Origin of the sequence: Paraburkholderia haematera, assembly GCF_905220975.1 — a bacterium.
Lineage (GTDB): Bacteria > Pseudomonadota > Gammaproteobacteria > Burkholderiales > Burkholderiaceae > Paraburkholderia > Paraburkholderia haematera.
The window spans coordinates 1-22,027 of record NZ_CAJNBK010000044.1; the positions used below are offsets into that span (position 1 = coordinate 1).

At 63.1% G+C, this 22,027-nt stretch carries 12 protein-coding genes and 1 pseudogene; 3 read left to right on the top strand and 10 right to left on the bottom strand.

Features of this window, described 5'->3' with window-relative positions:
* The 10 genes and pseudogenes from KHO23_RS33680 to KHO23_RS33725 form a co-directional block, all read right to left on the bottom strand.
* A pseudogene (locus KHO23_RS33680) lies at nt 1-218 on the bottom strand (hypothetical protein); the annotation flags it as partial.
* A gap of 439 nt (nt 219-657) precedes the next feature.
* On the bottom strand, nt 658-1,332 hold the full coding sequence (locus KHO23_RS33685) for a c-type cytochrome (RefSeq protein ID WP_211617287.1): 675 nt from the start codon (nt 1,330-1,332) through the stop codon (nt 658-660).
* Between the two features lie 74 nt (nt 1,333-1,406).
* Entirely contained in the window at nt 1,407-2,792 is a 1,386-nt protein-coding gene (locus KHO23_RS33690; RefSeq protein WP_211617289.1) for a cytochrome C, read from the bottom strand.
* 309 nt (nt 2,793-3,101) lie between these two features.
* Nucleotides 3,102-4,796 carry a type 1 periplasmic-binding domain-containing protein gene (locus KHO23_RS33695; protein WP_211617291.1) on the bottom strand — a complete coding sequence of 565 codons (1,695 nt, stop codon included), beginning with the start codon at nt 4,794-4,796 and terminating at the stop codon, nt 3,102-3,104.
* Nucleotides 4,797-4,798: 2 nt separating this feature from the next.
* Entirely contained in the window at nt 4,799-5,632 is an 834-nt protein-coding gene (locus KHO23_RS33700; protein WP_211617293.1) for a LolA-like protein, read from the bottom strand.
* A gap of 26 nt (nt 5,633-5,658) precedes the next feature.
* Nucleotides 5,659-6,498: a LolA-like protein gene (locus KHO23_RS33705; RefSeq protein ID WP_236067086.1), complete on the bottom strand. Its 840-nt coding sequence runs from the start codon at nt 6,496-6,498 to the stop codon at nt 5,659-5,661.
* Nucleotides 6,499-6,540: 42 nt separating this feature from the next.
* On the bottom strand, nt 6,541-7,059 hold the full coding sequence (locus tag KHO23_RS33710; RefSeq protein ID WP_211617295.1) for a hypothetical protein: 519 nt from the start codon (nt 7,057-7,059) through the stop codon (nt 6,541-6,543).
* 10 nt (nt 7,060-7,069) lie between these two features.
* A complete protein-coding gene (locus KHO23_RS33715) occupies nt 7,070-15,406 on the bottom strand; it encodes a choice-of-anchor Q domain-containing protein (protein ID WP_211617297.1) in 8,337 nt (2,778 codons plus the stop codon).
* A 17-nt stretch (nt 15,407-15,423) separates the two neighbouring features.
* Entirely contained in the window at nt 15,424-17,076 is a 1,653-nt protein-coding gene (locus tag KHO23_RS33720) for a multicopper oxidase family protein (protein ID WP_407946094.1), read from the bottom strand.
* 10 nt (nt 17,077-17,086) lie between these two features.
* On the bottom strand, nt 17,087-18,652 hold the full coding sequence (locus tag KHO23_RS33725) for a multicopper oxidase domain-containing protein (RefSeq protein WP_211617301.1): 1,566 nt from the start codon (nt 18,650-18,652) through the stop codon (nt 17,087-17,089).
* Between the two features lie 399 nt (nt 18,653-19,051).
* Here KHO23_RS33725 and KHO23_RS33730 point away from each other — a divergent pair, with 399 nt between their 5' ends.
* The 3 genes from KHO23_RS33730 to iaaH all read left to right on the top strand — a co-directional run bounded on the left by KHO23_RS33730 (nt 19,052) and on the right by iaaH (nt 21,991).
* The gene (locus KHO23_RS33730; RefSeq protein ID WP_211617303.1) at nt 19,052-19,711 is read left to right on the top strand and encodes an NADPH-dependent FMN reductase; all 660 of its coding nucleotides are present in this window, start codon (nt 19,052-19,054) and stop codon (nt 19,709-19,711) included.
* 394 nt (nt 19,712-20,105) lie between these two features.
* Nucleotides 20,106-20,321 (top strand): transcriptional regulator, encoded by a 216-nt coding sequence (locus tag KHO23_RS33735; RefSeq protein ID WP_211617305.1) that lies wholly within the window; start codon nt 20,106-20,108, stop codon nt 20,319-20,321.
* Nucleotides 20,322-20,536: 215 nt separating this feature from the next.
* Complete coding sequence (gene iaaH / locus KHO23_RS33740; RefSeq protein WP_211617307.1) at nt 20,537-21,991, top strand: indoleacetamide hydrolase; 1,455 nt, start codon at nt 20,537-20,539, stop codon at nt 21,989-21,991.
* Nucleotides 21,992-22,027: the final 36 nt, after the last annotated feature.

Consider the following 22,027-nt stretch of genomic DNA (forward strand, 5'->3'; position numbering starts at 1 on the left):
ATGAACGGGTAATAGCGCGACAGCGCGAACCCCGCGCCCGCGACCATCAGCGCGGCGAACAGCCAGTCGACGATACCGAGGCGCTTCAGAAACGGGCGCTCGTCAAACTGCATCGGCATTTGAGCCGGCGTTTGAGGCGCGGCCATTGCAGCATCCCACTGACGCGCAAGCGCCGGGTCCGGCGCACCGGCATCGAGAGACGATCGTGTCAGGTTCATGGTCCCCTCCGTCGCACGGATCGCATCGACAGAATGTCGTCCGCATGCAATTGGCTCACTTCCAGGTGCGCATCGAGCCTCGCATCGTTCCACGCCTGTGTCCCAAGGCACGGTCTTCTAGTGCTGGTTCCCCGCCCCCCATAGACGCCGCCGGTCGTGATCGGAATAACCGTCGCTGCCATGAGCGCCGGCTTCCCGTTTCGCTGCGTAAGTTTCCACTGCAGATTGAAAAAAAAGCGCCCGCCCGGGGGAGACGGTGCGCAAACCGTTCGCCACATCGCTATCGACACTCTCATCCGAGGCGATCTCAGCATTGATGCAGGGGTTCTTGCAGGCGCCGCCGCCGTGCAATGGCTCATCCGCGTTGCACAGATCCGCCGGACGGCGTGGGCTCTGAATCGCCACGCCGACGGGCGCAGCGACAGGTGGGGCAATTTGCTCATTGCTCGGCCGGCGGGTTGGCCGCCGCCTCCGTTTCTGGCGGAAACGCCTCAACGAAGGCCGCTACTGCGCGCATATCCTGATCCGACATATTGCCGCAGGCCGCCTTCATGACTTCACCGCGAGGTCTTTGATCGGTGTTGCGCTGGAAAACCAATAGCTGCTTGATGATGTAGTCCGCGTGTTGACCGGCGAGCCGCGGGAACTGATTCATTCCCTCGCCGCGCTGGCCGTGGCACGAGACGCATGCCGCGACGCCCTTGTCCGGCAACCCGGACACAAAGATCGCTTTCCCTTCGGCAATCAGCGACTCGTCGCCGGGTTCGCCCATCACCGTCCGCTGACTGGAAAAGTACGTTGCGAGTTCGTCGATCTGCGCCTCGCTGAGGTGCGTAAAGCCCCACATAAACCGCTTGGCGTTCGGGTCCGATCGGGCGTGCGTCTTGAAGTCCGTCAGTTGATCGACAAGGTATTCCTTTCGTTGCCCCGCCAGCTTGGGAAAGACCGGCGATACCGAAACGCCGTTCGCACCATGACAGTTCGAGCAGACCTGCAGAGCAATAGTCTTTCCGGCGACAGCCGGGTTGTCGACTGCTCTGGACCGATCCATGTCGTGACAGCCCGAGCCTGCGAGCAACATCCCAAGGGAGATGATTTGCGCCATCTTTTTCATGTCACGACCCTCCTTACCGCTACTTTTCCGCTGTCCAGATCGACTTCGTTCCGTACGAACCGTCGAATGGCACGTCACCAATACGCGGCCCATAAATAGACGAACAGCGTGTCGTTGTCCGACGCGTTGCGCCCGTTTCCGTCGTAGTTGGATCGAGATCCCAGGTACTTGGTGAAATGCGTGTATTGCAGGCCGATCCGGATGTTCTGCACTGGAATCCAGAAAATCTCGGGGGTCCAGCCTTGCGTGGCGGGCGAAAAATTCGCGCTGCTGGCGTAGGCGACGCTATCGGTGCTGCCCGACACGTTGAAGAACGAGAAGCTCACGCCATACTTGGCCTGATAGATGTACGATGCTTTCAGCAGCAACGATCTGAGATTTGCCGACTGACTGTCGCCAAAGATGAAATTATTCGGATCACTGATGTTCTCGTGTATGTAGCGGGCCTGCGCAGTAATCGTATGCGGATCAAGCAGGTATTGATACTGCGCATCCACGCCGATATCGCGATAGCGGGTCACACCCTGCGTGAAGATCGGGAAAGCGTTGGGATCGTTGGGATAGACATCCGCAAGCAGCCCGAACGTCCCGACCATGATGTTGTGCGGGCCCCATTCGCGAGTCAGCGCGACGCGCCAATAGGGGTTGTAGCCTTTCAGATAGGTCTGCGGGTGAGCCAGGTCTCCAGCCTTGCTGCCATGGCTCAGAAACGACCAGATTCCGTCGGCGGTGCTGTACGCGGTCAGTTCCGCATAGACCATCTTGTTCCAGTACAGGTAGCCGCCAATGCCGACGACCTGCTGCGCCAACGCGCCTTCGATGAGCGTCGTAAACTGCGGCGACCCAACCGCGCTCGTCGACGAAGAGACATACGGATAACTCCATGCCGGAGCGGAGTTAAAGACGTCCTGCACAGTCGGATTGTTGTGCAACGTTACGCCCAGTATGAAGTCGCTCGCTTCGCCGATGATCCGTTCCACGTAACGGACATCGGTATTGTCCGTTCCCCAATGACCGATCCACTTGCCATCGCCATTCTGGTGATCGTAGTTCGTGTAGGTATATTGAGCGAACGCGCCGATCTTGTCGGTGATCTTCCCGGCGAGGAAAATGCTGGTCGCATCCCATGTCAGATTACCGTCTTTGGGCGAAATGGGATTCCCGTTAGCGTCATTGTTGTGCCTGGTTTTGGTCGCATCGACCGTCCCCATGACAGCGAGCGGGATGGTGCGTTCGCCGAGCGTATATCCGTTCAGCTTGAACATGCGCCCATACGGTGTGAGCTCGGGAAACTGACCGCCGGCGTGGCACGCCACGCAGCTTTGTCCCGTTTGACGCGCGAATATCGGCAGCGCGTGGGCGGTAGACGCCTGGAACAGACAAAGCGCCAAGACGGCTTCCACCCAACCACAGTGAAGCCGCCTAAAAAATGCAGGAATACTGATAATAGTCTTTGCCATGGCTATCTCTCCCTGCGCCGTGCTCCACATCTCGATCAACGGCGGCAAAAATCAATGACTGCATTCCTGCATTGCGCCTGAGGGCACCAGGCGAAATGAGAAGAAAGGTCTTGTAACTACAGCGACCCATCCCCATGAGGCATTCGTGCCCCTCGCCACGTTTGTATTGTGCAAACGGTCGGCAGGAAACGGCATGGGTCAAGGTCCTATTCTTGCGGTAGGGGGGGCGCTCAACCGCGCAAGCGATAACGTCTGGTGGGTACTTGTGCGCCGGCCCATGCCTTGCCGCAAGACATCGTCACAGCGTCGTCACGGCACCATCCAGTCCCCATCGGCAACGAGCCGGACGCGATCCGGCTCGGCAAAGCGGACGATATAGCCGCCTTTGGATGCGAAGCGCTGCCCCGGCGCCAGCGTCAGGCGCGGGTAGTAGCCGGTCAGGATGCGGCGTTCAAGCATGTCCTGAATGCGCTCGATGAGATAATCCCGCTCGAACGCATCGACCATATGGCTAAGCGTCTCCGCCAGCAGACCGCACGCGAGATAGGTGTCCGCCTGGACCTGCGGGGCGACCATTGGAATTTTGCGGATCGAGAACCAGCCGAACGCATAGTCGACACGGACACGCCGCCCGTCCGGCAAGTCGAATGGATACGCGAGACGCGTGACGCCGCGCCAGCTCGCCGACAACGGCGTGCTATCGAGCCCGCCCAGCAGCCCCGACATGAACACGGTGTTCGACGGCGGCGGCAAACGCCCGAGCGCCGCGATGTCCGGCGGACGCAGCCATAGCACCAGCACGTCCCCACGCGATATTCCGTGCAGGGAGTGCGCGACGCTGTCGCCTGGCGCAAGCGCGCGGTTCGACACCGTCATGCCATGGCCCTTCAATGCGGCGGCGAGCGCCTGTGCACCCCGCTCGCCGTTGTCGCCGGTGCGATAGACCTGCCAGACTGTTGTCTTCCCTCGCACGGGCTGGCCACTGGCTTCATCAAGAATCCGTCTCGCGAGCAGCGCCGCCTCGAGCAGCACGCCCCTCGAGAAATACACGGAATAGAAATCCTGGTCGGTTTCGACCGGCACTTCCACGTTGGGAAAGAGACACGGCACGGCCTCCTGTTCGCAGAACTCGTGGACCGGCGCCCAGTTCTTGCCGCCGAGTCCCGACAGCACAGCAAACACCGGTTGCTCCACCAGAAGGCGCTTCAACTGGTCATGCCACGTCGACGGCGGCCCGCTCAACTCCCAAACATGCAGCTCCCAGCGGCGATTGACCATGAACATCATCTTGCGCGACGAACGCAGCGGCGGCGTCGCGCCAAGCGGAAACACGTTCTTGTCATCGAAGTACTGTTTAAGCACAGCGAGCATGCCGCTCCGTTTCACCGGGTCCGCATCCGGTGTGATGATCGTCGCGAAGTGCAGCACCGTGTCCGTGACGCCTGGAGACCTGCGTCGATCGAGGCGTTTCAGATAGCCGATCAGCGCGGTCATGTCGGTGTCGTTCAGCGCGTACTGCGGCATCAGATCGCTGAGCGGTTTGCCCTCCGAATCGAGCCCCTCGCGTATCGCCCTTGCGATCGTCGTATCGGTGTAGGGCTCGCGATCGATCCGCATGCTGGGAACGTACGGCAGGTCGAACTCTTCGGGACTCTCTACGCGAGGATGCACCAGATACCGGTCGGTAATCGGCGGGATGCTGCTATTGCCTTCTCTCGAGCCAAGGCCGCTGCGCCGATGGCAATTCATGCAGGCCGCAGCGGCGCCTCGCAGGTTCACGCCACCGTCATGCGTCGCCTCAAGCGGTTCGCCCGAACCCAGCACGCCTTTCTGAAAGATCGCTTCCCCCGTGGTCGCTGTCGTCACCGGCGGCGCCGACGGGGCAGCGTTCGTCTTGCCCACCGGCACAATCAATGCGGCGAGCAACACCCATTGAACGAGCAAGCGCGCCGCGAACGGCCGTGCCCGCGCAATGGTTTCAGGGCTGACCCGGGCGCGGCCCATGGCTAGGGGCTCGGCCGGCTCAGGGCAGGCAACGTCGGCGGCGGCAACTCGGCGTTGATCGACACCGAATTGCGCCGGCCTGGCGAGCCGGGCCGGGTAAACATGCCATCGGCCAACGGCGGATTGAGCGAGACCTTCTCGATCGTCAGCTTGTCGCTCTTTCCCGAAGCCGCCGCGCCGCTTTCGATCGTGAACGGTATTTGCAAACCCTCGACTTCCTTGTAGTCGCTGTACTTCACTACCACCGTCACCGGTCCGTGAGGACCCCGCGCCTCGCGGTCGTTCTTCACGTCGAGAAAGCTCTGCGCGTCCACCCACACGTGACGGATCACACCGGAAGGCAACTTCACGCCGAGGCGGTAAGCATCGTGTCCGTCGACTTTATCGACACCGTCGAGCGTGACATCGACACCCTTCGCCTGATGGTCGATCAGCAACCCGTCGATAACCTGTTCATCATGCGCGGACCTCAGCTCGTCCATGGTGTAGGGCCGCACTTCCCCACTGCCGGTGGCGCTCGGGCTCACCTTCCAGCCTTGTTTGCCGTCGAACATCCGGACAGCCCGCCGGTTGAGCACGGTAATCTCGAAACGTGTCTTGTTCGGACGTTTCAGCGCGAGGGCAAACGGCAATTCCTCCTCAGGCGTATTCGCACTATCCACGTGCCCGACCCAGACCATGGTCTGGATCTTCCTCCATGCGTCGAGCCCTCCCCTCGCGGCGATGTTCTTCTCGACGATCTGGTCCGCGCTCAGATCGTGCGCCGGTATTTGCTCGCTCGCGTACACCGCCGCCGTCAGGCAGCCGACGAGCACCCACAGTGCGATTCGTGTCATGGCAGTGGCCCCCGCACGGATGTCGGCTAGTGACTAGTGGACAGTGGCTGTTGGCTCGTCACTTTGGCCATGGCCAGTTGCGGTTTGGCGAACAGGGCGTCGGCTACCGACGGATTCACCGTGACATGGTCGATCGTCAGCTTGTGCGTCGGCTTGACGCCGCTGACAACGGTCTCCAGCGTGTGCGGAATCACGAGCCCATTTTCTTTCCTGTAATCGCGATAGAAAATGGCGACGTTGTGCGTCCGCCCGTCGAGCTTGCGCGGTTCACCGTCGATCTTCAGTTCGAGAAAACTGCTTGCGTCGATCCAGATGCGGCGTGACGTGTTGTCTTTCTCCGTCAGCTTCAGGACGTACGCGCGGTGTCCTTCCACTGATTCCACACCCAGGGCATCCACCCGTGAGCCCTTGCTCGCATAGTCGATCAGCGGCCCTTCCAGGTCAGCCGATGCTGCAGCCGATTTAGCCTCGGCAGAGGTATACGGCTCGACTTCGTCGCGTCCGAGGAAGGGTCTGACCTTCCAGCCCTGCGCGCCGTCGTAGACCTGAAACGCCGTCTGCTCGTTGAAGCGAACCTCGAAGCGGCTCTTGTTCGGCCGCTTCATCATCATGGTGAACGGCAGCTTGGTGTTCTTCGTGCCGCCGGCTTCGATCTGCCCCGACATCGTCATCGTATTGACCGCGTGCCACGCCTGAAGCCCGCCGCGCGCCGCGACGTTCCGCTCGACGATCTGCGCGGCACTCAGATGACTCACCGCCGCGGCTTGCGCCGTTCCCGCGGCCGAGGCCGCGTAGGCAACCGGGCCGGATGCCAGAACACCGGCCACCGAGGCCGCCGAAATCGCCTTCAAAAGAAATCCAGACATGAGTCACCTCCCCCATTTGTGTTGCAAATCGCCGTACCGCGATCATTCGACGATCAATCCTTCGACATGAAGCGAACCGACGAATACGTCTACGCGCTCGCCGGCCTTGATCGGACCGCCCTTGTTGGAAAACACCATCCAGTATTCCTGCCCGGCCTGGAGTGGACCGGTCTGGCGCAACTGCCCGACCTTGTCCATCACCGGAATTTCGAGCAGAGCGTGGCTCGTGTGCCCGTACAGATAGGCGGTCGCGGTCTTCTCGCCGAGAAGATGCGCCGCCGCCGGGTCCGTCACGCGATAGCTGAAGCGGATCAGATTGCCCGATGCGGTGCGGCGCACGCTCAGGTTGTCGATGCCCTTCATCATCCCGTAGTAGTTCTTCGCGTGCTGCGACACACTCACGGGCAAATACGGCGAATGCCTGGCCGTGAGCGCCGCCGGCGGTCTGGACGCCGCCGGTGTGCTCTGCTGGGCCGCGACCCCTTGAACCAGGGTCGCGGCCAGACACACGCTGCTCGTGAACAGCACCGCCGGCCTGGTCGATGGGGACCGAAGTTTCATGACAGCCCCCTCACCGTATGAACGCAGGCTGTGTCTGCGCCGGGGTCAGCGGCGGCCGTGACGACTGTGGCGGCGGTGGCGGCGGCGGCAGGACAGGCAGCTTCGATGCCAATGCCTGGAACAGCCCCAGCAGACCACCCGTCGACGAGCCACCCAATGCGAGCGGATCGATCGGCGGCGGGGTGCCGCCCAGCAGCCCTCGCTGCACGACCTCGACCGCGCCGATGTCGTATGAGGCGCCCTGCGGCCTCGCCGTGCCGAAGATGTCATGATTCGGCGCACCGGACGCCGTGCCATGATTGAATGCCGGCGAAGAGGCCGTGATCGAGTAGTTGCCCAGCACCGTGTTATAGCCGGCCATGCCCGACGTGAGCGCTTCGTTGAACAGCGACAGCGGACCGTACGTCATGTTGATCCAGTTGTTGCCTTCATCCGGCGTCGCCGACGGCAGCAGGCTGAACAGCGGGTTCGGAAGAACCGTATCCGCAATGCCCGGGGGCACTGTGATGCCGATTCCGCCCGCTTCCGGCGGCACGCGCGCACCGTTGCAATACTGGTGCACCACCCCTGGATTCATATTGCTGTTGTTCGCCCCCGGGTAGTCGCCGGCATCGGTCAGGATCGAGTACTTCGGGCTCAACGTCAGACCTGACATATGGTTGCTGGCTCCGGTGTCGCCGAACGCGCCGATGTCCCAATACACTGCGGTCGGATCGCAATAGCCCGTCGTCTTGCCTGCCTGATTGAGAGGCGGATTCAAACTAACCGCGTTCTGCAAGCCGGCGATATTCGGATTCTTTCCTCCCACGGTGATATAGAACGTGCGGTTCTGCCAGAACACATTATTGGTCAGCACCGGGTTCGAGAACGTCGTGCAGCTGGGCAGATTTGCCGGACACGCCACACTCTGATTAGTGAACGCGACCACGAAATTCGACGTGTGGCGCGCGGTCTCCAGCCCAGCCGGCTCGAACGTCGACGTCGTGATCGGCGGGCACGTCGTTTCCGATCCCACTGTCGTGCAGTTCGGCGGCCCGACGTTGGCCTGCGTGGCCGCGGACGTGTTGAACAGCACGCCAGCGGACGCCGTCGAGTCGTTGGAGACCACCGTGTTGTTGATGAATTTCACGGCCACCGCATCCTGCAGGGAAACACCGCCTCCCGCCCACCCGGCCACGTTGTTCGCGATGATGTTGTTGGTCACCAGAACGCCATACCACGCGCTCGCGTTGCTGGGGCTGCGCTGCACCTCCGTGCCGTTGACGTTCTGCAGTCGCAGGCCACCGCCCTTGCCGCTTTCCGCCGTGTTGCCGACAATCAGATTGCCATCAATCACGAGGCCCGGGCCAACGCCGTCCGAAAGCTCAGGTGCGCAATCGGTGTCCACCGTCGCGTTCTCGCAGAACGTGCCGTCAGGCGGTACGCCCTGGGCAATGATGCCGCCACCGTACGTGGGCAGCGTCGGATTGTTGCTCTGGTTGAACAACACCCAGTTGTGCGAGATGTCGCCGTTATAGCTGAACCCGAAGTGCGCGACACCGCCGCCGTCGCCGGCACTGATGTTGCCGCAGACCCAGTTGTAGTTGAAGTGATAGTAGTCCGCTCCCGTGCAGAAGGTCACGCCGCCCGCCGACGAAGGCGTATTCGAGTTGATTTCATCGCCGTACGAAGCATTCGAGGTCACCGCGTTGTTGTGAACGTTCACATGCTCGTTGAGCAGGAACGGCAACTCCGTCACGCCGTTCCCGGCGATAGTCGCTTCGGCGGTTTCGACCTGGCCTACCGTGATACCGCCTGTCAGCGTCCCCGCGTTGGAGAAGACGCGATTGTTCGAGACCTCCGTGTAATGGTTCCAGCCGTGCAGGTAGATCCCTCCGCCGCCTTGCGAGCTGTTGGTGAAGGACATGCCGTCAATCCGCGACGGATTGCACAGGAAGTTGCCCGGGTTGTTCGCGCAATCCGGCGGGTTCGGCTGCAGCAGGGTCGGGCCCGTGAGCGGCGTGCAAATGCCGTTCGCAGTGCAGTTCGGGTCAGCCTGCGTCACACCGTTCACCGTCACGTCCTTCACGCCCTTGGCGAGTACCGTAATGGCCGCACCTTCATACGCGCCCATCAGCGTCGGCTCGATCAGCAGTTCAGCCAGGTTGCCGTTGAGGTTGAAATCCCATCCGGAAGCCGGTTCGAACGGTATCGTATCCACCTTGCGCTGCATCGAAGGCGAACAGGAATACGTGCCGGTCGGGTCGTACGGATTGCTCGACGAGATGATGCCGCCGTTCAATGCGTCGCCGAACAGACAGCCAACCTGCCTGCGCCACGGGTCCATCTTGCCCGACGGGTGGGTGTTCGCGTTGACGGTCACCGCCGTCGCACCGACACCTTGCAGCCGGACCGGCTTCCACATCAGCAGCATTTCGTTATAGACGCCCGGACCGACGACGATCATGTCGCCCGGGGTCGCCGTGTCGATCGCGGTCTGAATCGCGTTGCTCGTGGCGTTCTCGCCGTTCACGTAGGTTGGCGGCTTGCCGCCGACCGTGACCGTGACCGTGTCGATCGAGCGCTTGCCGTTGGCCGCCGTGATGACAAGTTCACCGCAGTACGCAGGGTTCGACACGCCGCGCTGCTGGATCGTGCAGCTCGACTGCAAGGCGAGCTGGGCAGGCACCTGAATCTTGATCTGCGTATCGCTCCATGACTGAACGATTGCAGGTGCGCCGCCGATCGTGACGTTCTGGCACGGGACGGGGAGACCTAGCAGGGTGCAGGCCGCAGGCTCGCTGCCAAACCCATAGTGGCGCTTGAGGAACTTCTGGTTGAACGGCGCTGTGGTCGCGGCCGGACCCGTGTACGCATGGTTCGGCACCTGCTGGTCGCCCTGAGCGTTGATTGTCAGCGTGCTGCCAAAATTGCGCACCCATGGTCCCGCGCCGCCGCCGATCGCGTCGCCCGTTACGCTGGAGATCGCCGGTGTGGCATCCGGGTACGCGCAGTCCGGCTGGTTATAGCCCTCCGCGAAGGCCGAGACCGGCACCACTGGCGTATCCATGTACTGGGTCTGTCCAGGCATGAACGGAATCTCGTAACAGAACTGGCTGTACGCCGGGTTGAACAGAGGATCGCGAATCGTCTGGCCAGGATGTGCCGGATCGGGCATGTCAGGATCGTTCATGCAGGCGACCATCATCGTCGGTGCATAGCCGGTCGGGTTCGGCGGGTTGACCTGCCAGGTCGAATAGTTCAAGCCGTTGAAGATGCCCCACTGATCGGAATACGTGCGAGCGACTTCATTGCCCGAAAAATCCTTCATCGAGATCGGCACGTTCGGCACTGCAAACTTCTCGCCGAATTGCGGCGAATACGGATCGAACTCCGACGAGAAGTCATCCAGCATGAAGCCCGTGTAGTGCGCGGACACGTGCGTCGAACTGAAGATCCAGAACTTCGCGAGCACCGTCATCTGGTTCGTCAGCGTCACTTCCTTGCGGTCGCACAGGGGCCGTGAGGCACCTGCGAACGGCGCGACTTCCTGCACTTCCGGGAAAATGCTCATGTAATCGGGCACGATGCGTGTCTCACCGACGCACGGCCAGGACTCTTCGATGCTGCCCGTGTCGCCCTCGTTCCTCGGGTAGGTCGTCGATCCGAGATTCGTGGTCGGATTCTGCGCATTGTTCCGGTTATAGGTGCCGTTCACCGCAGCCTGGTCGGGCAGGATGAAGATGGCGCCGATACCGGCGAACTGCTGTGTCACCGGTGCAATGTAGTTGTCGCCGATCAGGATGTTCTTGTCTTCCTCCTTCACCAGTTCATAGCCCGGCGGCACGATCACTTCAACCACATACTTGCCGGCAGGCAGCATCTGCGTACCGTCGCCCGAAGGATTCGCCACACAGACCGTGCAGTTCGTCGCGGTCGGCTTGCCGGTCGTCGTATTGCGGCCCGTCACGCTGGGGAATTTGTACATCCCGTCGTACGGCGCGGGCTGCAGCTGGTTGAACGCGTGCATGCCGTCGTAGCACTTGAACTGCGAATGCGCCGGCAACGCACGTTTTTGCGCGTCGAGCCATTGCGGGGTGTCCTTCAACGTGAAGAAGAACGGGTCGGTCGTCTCCTGTCCTGGGCAGTTCATGTTCGGCACGCCGTCGGAACGGAAGCCCTGCGCCCAGTCATCCCAGCTAGCGGTCTTGGTCGTGTCCACCAGCTTCAGGCTGGTGGTGCCGTCCGCCGCGGTGCCCTCCTGATACAGGTTCACCGTGACGTTCGGCACGTTCGGCGTCCACTTCGTGTGGATCAGCAGCGTCGGATCGTCGAACGGCCGCGTCGATGCATAGATGACTTCGCCCCGGATGCCGCCGTTCTCATTCGCGCCGAACGGTGCCTTGCCGAACTCGATAAACGAACTCTGCCCGGAGAAGCCTTGCCAACCCATCGTGGTGACCCACGGCGGATCGACTCTGCCCGTCGATGGAGCCGAGCCCGAACGGTCCTTGCAGTCCGCATCGTTGCAGTACACCGCCCCCGGCACCCGCAGGTTCGTCGGCAGGTGGGCCGTCGCGGATTCCAGCGTGTTGGCGTAGTTGGCTGCAATGGTCGAATTGCCGCCACCGGTTGTGCCGTCGGGCGGACCGCCCGCGTCATAAACTACGTGTACGCCCGTCTGCTTGAAGCGCGTCTCGTCGGTGTCGACGACGTACCAGTTAAAGAGCGGGAACACTTCATTGAACGTCGCGTAGCCGTTCCCATCGGTAACATTGAAGTTCGAATAGCTGCCGTCGCGAAAGCGGATGTTGGTGGCAAGCAGCGGCAGCCCTGGGGTGTTCGCCCCAGAGACGCCGGTGCCGGTCGTGTCCATGAAGCTCCGGGTGTAGAGATTCGTCTGCCATTGGAGCACCGAAAGATCCCCGACGTCCGTGGTTTGGCCGTTCGCCAGTTGGACCGCGGTAGCCAGCCCATCCATGATCTGATCGTTCCATTGATCGAAGATCGTGATTCTGTACGTGCCCGAGGGCAGGCCGGTAAAGCTGAACGTCCCGTCGGCATTGCACTTCGTGAAAGCAATATCTTCGCCGTCCGGATCGCCTACGCTAACGTAGCACTGCGTAAAACTCAGCGAGGTGCGCGAGCCTGCGCCGTAGAGATTTTCGTTCGGCGGACGGCTGTAGTGCAGGTTCGTCACCCGGCCCTTGAGCCCGTTGTTGCACGTAGTACCTGCGCAGAAAATCGGCAGGCGGGCATTGATGATCTTCGGATTGGCAAAGCCAACCGCCACGTGAAAGCCTGCCGGCCCGAACTCCTGGAAGTACGCCGGCCCACCCACCTTGATGAATGCGTCGTGGGCCTTCTGGCCGTCCAGCGTGTTGGTCTGCAACCATTCCTCGCCTCTGCCGATTCTGTCGGCCGCCGGCGTCGCGACGACGCCGTACCGGCCCGGCATCAGGTTGGCAATGATGGCCTGGCCGACAAGCGGCGACACCGTCTTGCCGTCCGACTCGTATTTCGGACACGTCGGGATCATGCCGACGATGCCGTCGGTCGACGTCGAAATCGGGCAGGCATTGAGCCCCGTGACCGGATCGATGGTCCCCTGCAGCGAATTGGACAGCGGCATGTTGAACATGTCGTAACTCATCTGTCCGGTCGCGTCGCCGGTTTGCCCCGCGTCGTCCCAGAGCTTGATTTCGAACCCGCCGAGTCCAGGCTCACGGGCCGAACCGAACGTGTCGGTCCCGCCGCTGACGTCCACCTCTCCGTTAAGCGGGGCGTCGTCCTCGAAAACGAACACCGAGACCTTCGCTGTCGGGAGCGGCGTTTCAGCCAGCAGCACGTTGACGGCGGGCCTGGCAGTCAGTCCGGCCGGGACCGGCGCGATCGGTGCGCCGCCCATCGTGTGGCCGCACTTGCCCGTGCCCGCTGCGAAATCCGCGCCGCCGGCACCGGACGGGCAGTCCTTGGTGATATCGAACGGTCTCTGCGCCCCAGTGGGTTTGGCTGGATCGACGGGCTGCGGCAAGCCCGCACCATTCCCGAAGGTGTTGCCCGCATCGCCCGGCAAGACCGAGATGTAGTAGTGCTTCGTCGGATCGAGCGCCACCTGCCCGGGATCGACCGGCACCTGTTGCGCAGAGGTCGTGCGGCACACACCGTTGCCGATGTCGCACACTGCCGGCAGGTGGGAGCCGCTCTTCGGGTCGTACACCGTCTGTCCTGCCTCGCACGCGACCGTGCCGACGCAGCCTGCCGCCACCACCGGCATATAGCTGGTGTGGAAGTTTGCGCCAAGACTCGGAACCGGCAGCGGCGGGCACGTCGACGGACGCGTTGACCCGGTCGTCTGGCATGCAGGATCGATCTGGAACGTACGGTCTTCCTCGATGATCCAGCGATAGTCGGTCAGCTTGACTGGCGCCTTGCCCGGCAGCATGCTCGGCGCGTCCATCACGTTGACGGTGAGTCCGCTGCCGCCCTTGAACGTCACGGTCACGGTCGCGGCAGCGCTCGACGTGTTCTGCGAATTCATTGCCGTGTATTTGAACGTCACGCTGGCGGTCGCCGTGCTGCCCGCCGGCGGCGTCGTCGGTACCGCGATGAACGATCCGTCCGGATTCAGTGTGACGGTCCCGCCGGTCGCACTACCCGAAATCGCCGCGGTGAGCTGCAACCCCTTTGGATCTGAGGCATAGGACAGCACGCCAGGCGCGCCGATCTGCAGGCGCGACGCGATGTTGCTCGTGTAACTGCCGTTGTTGGCCACCGGCGCACCGGACAGACAGCCGTTGGCGGCGCTGCAGGCCGACAGCGTAACCGTCGCCGAAACCGCAGGGTTACCGTTCGCCTGATACACAAAGCTGTCCGACGTCGTGCCGGCATTCGGCACATAGACGAACGTGCCGTCCGGGTTCAGCGTGAGCGCACCGCCGGTGGTCGTGGTCTTGACCTCGACACCGTAGACATTGACGTCCTTGGCTTTCACACCCTTGGCCGGGTCCGACACGGTCAACGTGGTGCCCGGGACAAAGAAGTAGTTAGCGGCATTGGCGATCGCATTCTGATTGGCGGCCGCTGCCGTCGGCAGCACGCCGCCATTGACGGCGACGTAAGCCTGCATGCCGCCGTCACGTTGATTGTTGGTCGACAGGCTCAGTTCGCGGTCGAACACCGGCAGCGCCGTTGCGCCGGTCGCCGGCGCGTTGACCATCACGTCGTAAACTTTGCCGGCTGCCAGAAACACTTCCGACTGCACTCGCGGCGCGCCCGGCAGCACATTGCCGTCCTCGGCGATCAGCGAAAAACCGGACACCGCGGGATTGCCGGTTTGCGTACCGACTACCGACGGAACGTGCATCCGCAGGCCGGCGTTCACGAAGCGCAGGAGCACCTGGCCCGTTGCGGCAGGCGCCGTCACGGGAAACGACGACGCGCCGGGATTAGTCCGGTCGAAGGCGACGCCATTGATCAGGTAGTAGCGCGGATCGTAGTTCACCGTCGGCGGATAGCAGGTGCCAAATGCCGTCGATTTCGAATCGCCGCAGCCGCCGGGCTGACCCGACCACGCCGCGGTTTCGCTAAAGCCCGTGGTCGTCACCGCCGCTGCGACAGCGGAGTTTTGCAGCGGATCGATTTCGCTCAGCACGAGCGGCACATCGGCGTCATAGCAGATAGCCGGATTCGTATAAGCCTGATACGCCTGCGATGCCACCGGGCAAGACACCGTGCCACCGACCGGGGCCTTCACCACCAGCACGCCGTAAAGGCCCATCGGCCCCTGAATCGACGGATGCGTTCCCGACTCGATCAGATAGGTGCCAGGGTTGAGGTTGCTCCACGTGAGCGCCGTTGTTTTGGCGGTCGCCACCTCGGTCGCGAACGACTGGACCCGCGGTGCTTGCGCGGGCGGCGTGAACGACGCGCCGGTTGCGCTGGTCGCAATCGGCCAGCTGACCGCGGTTTGCGTCGGATGCGGCGGACTCGGCATCGTCGTCGCCGTCGTCCCCAAACCGCCACCCAACTGCCCCACGATCACGAGCGAGGTCGGCACGGCGCCCGGCAGGCTATTGGTGAGATTGATCGTCAGTGATCCTGGCGGCACGGTGATCACCACCGGCGACCAGCTCGCACCGGCGTGCGGGTTCGACGCCGCACAGGTGGCGGGCGCCACGGCAGCCGCCGAGCAGTTGTAGCCCCACATCGGCACAGCCTGTCCGTCCGGCAACGTAGCCATGCTGGCCTTCGCTGTCAGATTGACGACTTGAGCGAAAGTTACCCCACTGGCCGTCAGCAGAATGGACGCCGCGACACCTGCCTTGAGCAAGTCGAAGAGCGTCGCCCTAAACTTGTTGGATCTCATCGCGTTTCTCCCCGCCTCTAATTGGATTCGTCGATCAGGAATGCTTGAGGATCGACGAGCATCATCATCATCATTCCGCCTGGGAAGATGTTGTTCGTAGTGATCTCGCGCTCGTTATGCGAGTGCCACATGAATGCAAAGCCCGCTTCGGTTGCCGGTGGGTTCAGGTCCGTCCCGCTCGGCGGCGTCGTCCCGGTGGGCGACGTGGCGCGTATGGTCGCGTCAGGCCCGAGATAAGGACTGCCTCCAAACCAGAAGCCGTTGGTCAACACATGCGAGTCCGGCAGCGTCACCGGCCCGCCGCTACCGACGCTGCCGAACGGATGCGTTTCGAGCGCCTTGCCGTGATCGGCGCACCACTCGTAATAGTTCGGCGCGTGCGGGTCGGCCGTGTAATAGCCGTTCGCGTCCGGGGTGCAGACAACCGGCGTGCCGAGGTACGCCGCGAATTGCGGAGCGGTGTCGGTGTACACGTCCCCAGGCTTATGCCCATAGACGTCCCAGTTCAGGCCCCTGCCCGTCCAGTAGAAAATGCCGTCCATCGCCAGACCCGGCGTCGTGGTCGTCGTGAACAGCAGCGGTCCGGCCACCTTGGTCGGGTCCGTCCTGCTCAGGATCATGTTTCCATCGCGCGCCAGCACCCGCACGTGATTGCCGTGCTCGTGGAACGGATGCTGCCAGCGGCCGGTGCCGATGATCCGCAACAGGACCAGTTCACCCGGGTGCATGTGCGGATTGCCGTTGTAGGGCTGATGCGGATACTGCACCGCGTAGTTCGGGTCCATGTCGTCCGGCATCGAGCGGCCGTTGACCATGAAATACGCCGGGTGGTACGGCTCCGTCGCGACATCCATGCAGCCGGTTGGCTGCGTACAGGTGTTCGCCGCCTGCTGTTCCGCCTGCGCATGGATGCGCGGATCCATTTCGGAGAACTGAAAAAGATACTCACGATCGTAACAGGCCGCGCTGTGGTTATAAGCTGCGCCGGCATTGCGGAAGTCCGTTTGCCCATCCAGCAGTGTCGCCGCGACTGCGCGACAACCAGCAGGCACAGCAACCGTGCCGGGTGCGGAGGTCGGCAAAACGATGATCGCGCCGAACATGCCCATCTCGATCTGCAGATCGCCCTGCGTGCCGCTGTAGTAAGCATGCGTGCCAGGCGTCGCCGCGACGAAGCTATACGTTACCGTGCTGCCGTGCGCAGCCTCGCGAGTCAGCAATCCCGGCGAGCCGGTGAGCGCGGCAGGACAGGTTCCGTCAGGGTTCAGCACTGCGGCGCAAACCTGGAATCCGGGAAAGAGGATCGACGTGTTGCCCGCCGCCGCAGGCAGGTTATTGGTAAGCGTCACCGTGACGACGTCGCCCTGCTTCACGATCAGCGTCGGTCCGGGAATCTGCATGCTCTGACAGTTCGCGCCCGCGATCGTGGACGGCGAAAAGCCGGCCGGCGCCGTGCGGCATCCATAGCCCCACGAATAAATGCTCGCGCCGTCGGGCTGGGTGATGCGGTTCGCCTCGGCACTCAGGTCGAAGTGCGTCCCCGTGATGCCGGGCGCGGCGGCTTGCGCGTGCAGGCAGACGAGCGCGGCGAGCATCGCCGCGCCGACTCGCGCGAGCCGTCCAAGCTGCGCGAGCGCCCCGCGCCATGTGTAGTGAGTAATGTGGGCCACGGCTCTTCTCCTAGGTGCAGGACTTCGTGGTCGGATCCACCGCATGGCAGATATGGACCTCGGTCATCAAGCCGCCAAAATTCTCCTGGTCATTTGCCAGGTGATCGAGATTCGGCGTGTACAGGTAAAAAATCGCGCCCGGCTGATACTTCGTCGTGTCGCTGGCGTCGAGGATCACGTCCAGGGATTCGCCGCCGCCCAGCGTGATCGAGTTCGTCTTGTAGGTCAGGTCATTGCCGGACATGTCGCGCAGCAAGCGGGCGTTAAGGGCAATCACGCGCATCGGAATGCCGAGCGACGCCAGCGTCTGAAACTCAGTCACGTCCAGGTCCGAGATCCGCAACAACGCCTTGCCGCCAAACGGAATGTTGATCAGCGTCGGCAGCGGTTGCGAAAAATGCGGCGTGCCGTCGGCGACCTGTGTCGAGAGCGGGTTCGGGTTCACGGTGTCCGGATAGCTGCGCCCGTTCAACAGGAAGAGCTTGTCCCTCATGTCGGTGAACGGCTCCGGATTGAAGGTCATGCCAATGAAGTGGAAATTCGGATCGAAGCCGTGTATCTGGATCGGATACTCGACGTCGTAGGCGGTCGAACCGTCGCCGTCGTTGTACGCGTACAGCGTCGGCGCGTTGCTCTTGTTGTTCAAGTGGGCCACGCTGTTCGCAGGCGGCAGCGGCGTCGTGCACAGAATGTCGTTGCCGCACGCCGTACGCAAATCCTTTTGCTGCAGCAGCAGCGAGGCGTACAGCGACGCGCCGCTGGGCACGCGGTTCTGGCGCGGCCGCACGAAGATCTGGCCGACCATGCCCATCTGCAGGTGTTCTGGCGGCGTGATGTGGCAGTGCCAGAAGTAGGTGCCCGCATCCGGCGCGAGATAGTAGTACGTGAAGCTCGCCCCGATGTTGATCGCTACCGACGCGTCCGGCACGCCGTCATAGAACGACGATGCGTTCGGGTAGCCGTGGAAGTGCACCGTGTGCCGCTCGAACAGGTCGGGGCGCATGATCATCCCAACGTTCGTCAGGGTGAGGAAGAACTCGTCGTCCTCGTCGATCGCCATCAGCGGTGCCGGCTCGTTGCCGTTCATCACGCCGATATCCATGATCGGCCGAGGATCGACGTGGCCGCTCAGTTGCCCCGGCGGCACGGATTCCGGATCGGGTGCGAGGCCGACCGCGCCGTTGTAGGCCGGGTCCGACCTTGGGTCGCCGACGGTGTTGAACACCGAGGCCAACTCGGTGCCGGGATTGCCGGACTTGATGTCGGCAAGGCCGGACAACGGTCCGAACGCGAACAGGTAGGTCTGCACGCCGTTAGCCATCGTGGCGTAACCATCACCGCCCGAAATCTGCTGGCACTTGATCGCGCCGTTGATGGCGCCTGTCGACGTGGACGTCTGTCCCGTGTAGGACGGCCCCGTGTAGGCGGGCTCCCCCACACCGGGCGGCAGCGCCGTTGGATGCGCCGGCGTGGTCGGCGGGCATTGCACCCGGAACGACTGGCCGAACGAAGGAACTGCAAATAGCAGGAACAGCAGCGCGGCGACACTGCTGCGATAGATCTGGGTACTGAACATATGACCTCCATCTCAGGGGTCAGCCAGCGCGATAGGCGCTGAACGTCATGCTCTACGGCGAATGCGGGCTGGTTACGTTGTTACATCAGCCCGTATCTGGATTCTGAACAAGAGCGACGGCGCCTGGGATGGGTCACCCCCCTACACTTGCGGTAGGGCAAACCCAGCGATGGGTTTCAGATCTGGTTCTGATTTCTTTCAATCAACCCACTGAGCCGCCCTCGCTGAGTCGCCCATAAGCTGCAGATAAGCCGCCCGGTTATATCGTTAGAACAAAAAGTCGCTTCGCCGGGGTCGCGGCGGTCATTAAGATGACACTTCAAAGTCCGGTTCGCCCCGGTTCCGCTCTGCGCAGCCCCGCGCCAGCGTTCCGTGAGCCGCTACCGAAGGAGTATTTCGTTGACCAGTTTCGATCATCAGCGCCGGCCGCTTGTCATTGGCATCGGCGGCACGACCCGCGCGGCGTCGTCGACCGAGCGCGCGCTCGGCTTTGCGCTGCGCGGCGCACAAGCCGCGGGCGCGACCACCCGCCTGTTTGGCGGTACCTTCCTGCATAGCCTGCCCCACTATGCCCCGGAAGACCCTCGCCGCACCGACGAACAGCTCGAACTGATCGAGGCCGTGCGCCACGCGGACGCGCTGATCATCGCGACACCCGGCTACCACGGCGGCGTCTCGGGCCTCGTCAAGAACGCGCTGGACACGCTGGAGGAACTGCGCGCCGACGAGCGGCCGTATCTGGATGGCCGCGCGGTCGGCTGTATCGTCACGGCTTATGGCTGGCAGGCTGCCGGCTCGGTGCTGACATCGCTGCGCTCGATCGTCCACGCGTTGCGCGGCTGGCCCACGCCGTTCGGCGCCGGGATCAACACGCTGGAAACGCGCTTCGACACCGTCGACACCTGTTCCGACGCCAAGGTGGTCGATCAGCTCGCCACGGTCGGCCAGCAGGCCGCGCAATTCGCCCTGGCATTCAACGCGCCTCGCCCACCGGCAACCGCGGCGCTCGCGCATGCAGTCAAGGAAGCGCAACCCGCCCGCTTGCTGCACGCGGTTTAGGCGCGAATCGTGTGACATCACGGATCGTGGATCGCCGCTTGCGATCCACGATCCCTCTGCGGCCCCTTCGCGAATCCTTCGCAAGTCGTTTTTACCGGCCGGTTTCCTCAAAGCACCGCCGCCACCCCGTTCCAATCCGTGCGCCACATAACAGACGATCCGCCAACATGGCCGGATAGTGTCTTCACGCTCAACGACTATCGTCCGATCCGGCCTCCTGAAGTCCGTTCCCGAAGCTCGTTGATTTGCTTACGAGGAAAGATTGGTTCACCCGCTGCGCGGCACGGCTTACGCTGGTTCCTGCCCGCTCACTCACCGGTTGCCTGACGCACAGGGTTGCGTCCCGCGCGCCGGCTCTTTGGCAACACACTCGGGCACACTCACTGCCACGACCATGAATTCACACATCCGCTATAAAGGCTACGAAGTCGCGCCGGTTGCGCAACTGCTGCCCAACGGCCTGTTCGCCGCGAATCTGACCATCGAGAAGACCACTGCAAGCCAGGCTCAGGCCTACTCGTTCGACGCGCTCGATTACTTCTTCGACGAAGAACACGCGCTCGCCTATGCGTTCCGCTGGGGACGCATGTGGATCGACAGCCACCAGTAACGGCAGCAAGCGCACCCAATCTCGTCCAAAGAGATCGCCGCAGCAGCGCTCCCGCGCCGGTCTCGCGCGCAGAATCGGAAGACGGGGCGCACGGCTGACCCGAAACCCGGCAGCCCGGCAGCCCGGCAAACGCATGCCGTCTCGCGCCATTTAGCTTCGGTCTTGAACCGGCTGTGCCAGAATGGGCGACACTTCAGTGCGAGGAGACGCCTGCAATGACATGGACCGTCGATGAACAGTTGGCCCTAACCGCAACGGAAGCGGTCGCCGCGATCCAGTCCGGGCGCCTCAAAGCCGCCGACTATATGGCCACGCTGCTGGCGCGCGCGGCGTCGCTCTCGAGCCTCAATGCGCTCACCACACTCGACTTCGATGGCGCGCTGGCCGCGGCGCAGCGCCTCGACGCGTTGCCGCCCGAAGCCAAAGCGCAATTGCCGCTCGCCGGTTTGCCCATCGTCGTGAAGGACAACATCAACACGGCAGGCTTGCAGACCTCGGCGGGCACGCCCGCTCTGGAGGGCTTCGTGCCGAAGACCAACGCGCCTTCGGTACAACGGCTTCTCGATGCCGGAGCAATCGTGCTCGGCAAAGCCAACATGCACGAACTCGCGTTCGGCATCACCAGCACGAACTTCGCCACGCATGCCGGGCCAGTGCGCAATCCGTACGACCCCACACTGATCCCCGGCGGCTCGTCGGGGGGCACCGCGGCCGCGATCGCCGCGCGCATTGCGCCCGCGGGTCTCGGCACCGACACGGGTGGCTCGACCCGCATTCCGGCGGCGTTGACAGGCATCGCGGGGTTTCGTCCGTCAGTGGGTAACGGCGCTGCCGAGCGGCGCTATCACGACCCGAATGCCGTCGTGCCGATCAGCCATACGCGCGATACGGTGGGGCCGATGGCGCGCACGGTGGCCGATATCGCTTTGCTCGACGGCGTGATTACCGGAGCGGGACCATTGCCCGCGCTCACGTTGAACGGCTTGCGCATCGGCTTGCCCACGCCGCTCTGGGAAGGGCTCGAAAGGCAGGTGGAAGACGTTGCGCGCGCCGCCTTGCTCCGGCTCGAAGCCGCAGGTGTCACCTTCGTGCCGGTCGCGATGAGCGAACTGGAAACCTTGAACGGCCAGGTAGGCGGCCCGATCGCGATCCATGAGCCGCGCGAGGACGTGCTCGCCTGGCTCGTCGCCAACAATGCGCCGGTCAGGACCGTGGCGGAAATGGCGGCCCGCATCGCAAGCCCGGACGTGCGCGCGATTTACGACGGTGTGCTCGCCGACGTGCTCGGCGCTCATTACGACGCGGCCCTGCGGCAATGGCGGCCGCGCTTGCAGCAGTACGTTGCGGCGACGTTCGCTGACGAGCACCTCGACGCACTGCTCTTTCCGACTACGCGCCTCGCCGCGGTGCCGATCGACGACCGGAACGGCTCGTCCACCGTCTCGATCGATGGCGCCGCGCCGATCGATACGATGGACGCGTTCCTGCGCAATACCGACCCGGCCAGCACGTCCGGCATTCCAGGCTTGTCGCTGGCGGCGGGGATGACCGCCGGTGGCCTGCCGGTCGGCCTCGAACTGGATGGGCCACTCGGCGAGGACCGGCGGCTGCTGGCGATCGGCGTCGCATTCGAGCAATTGCTCGGCGTGCTGCCGGCACCGGTACTCTGACGGCTTGAAAGAGGTTGCCTCAGTTGCCTCCACCGA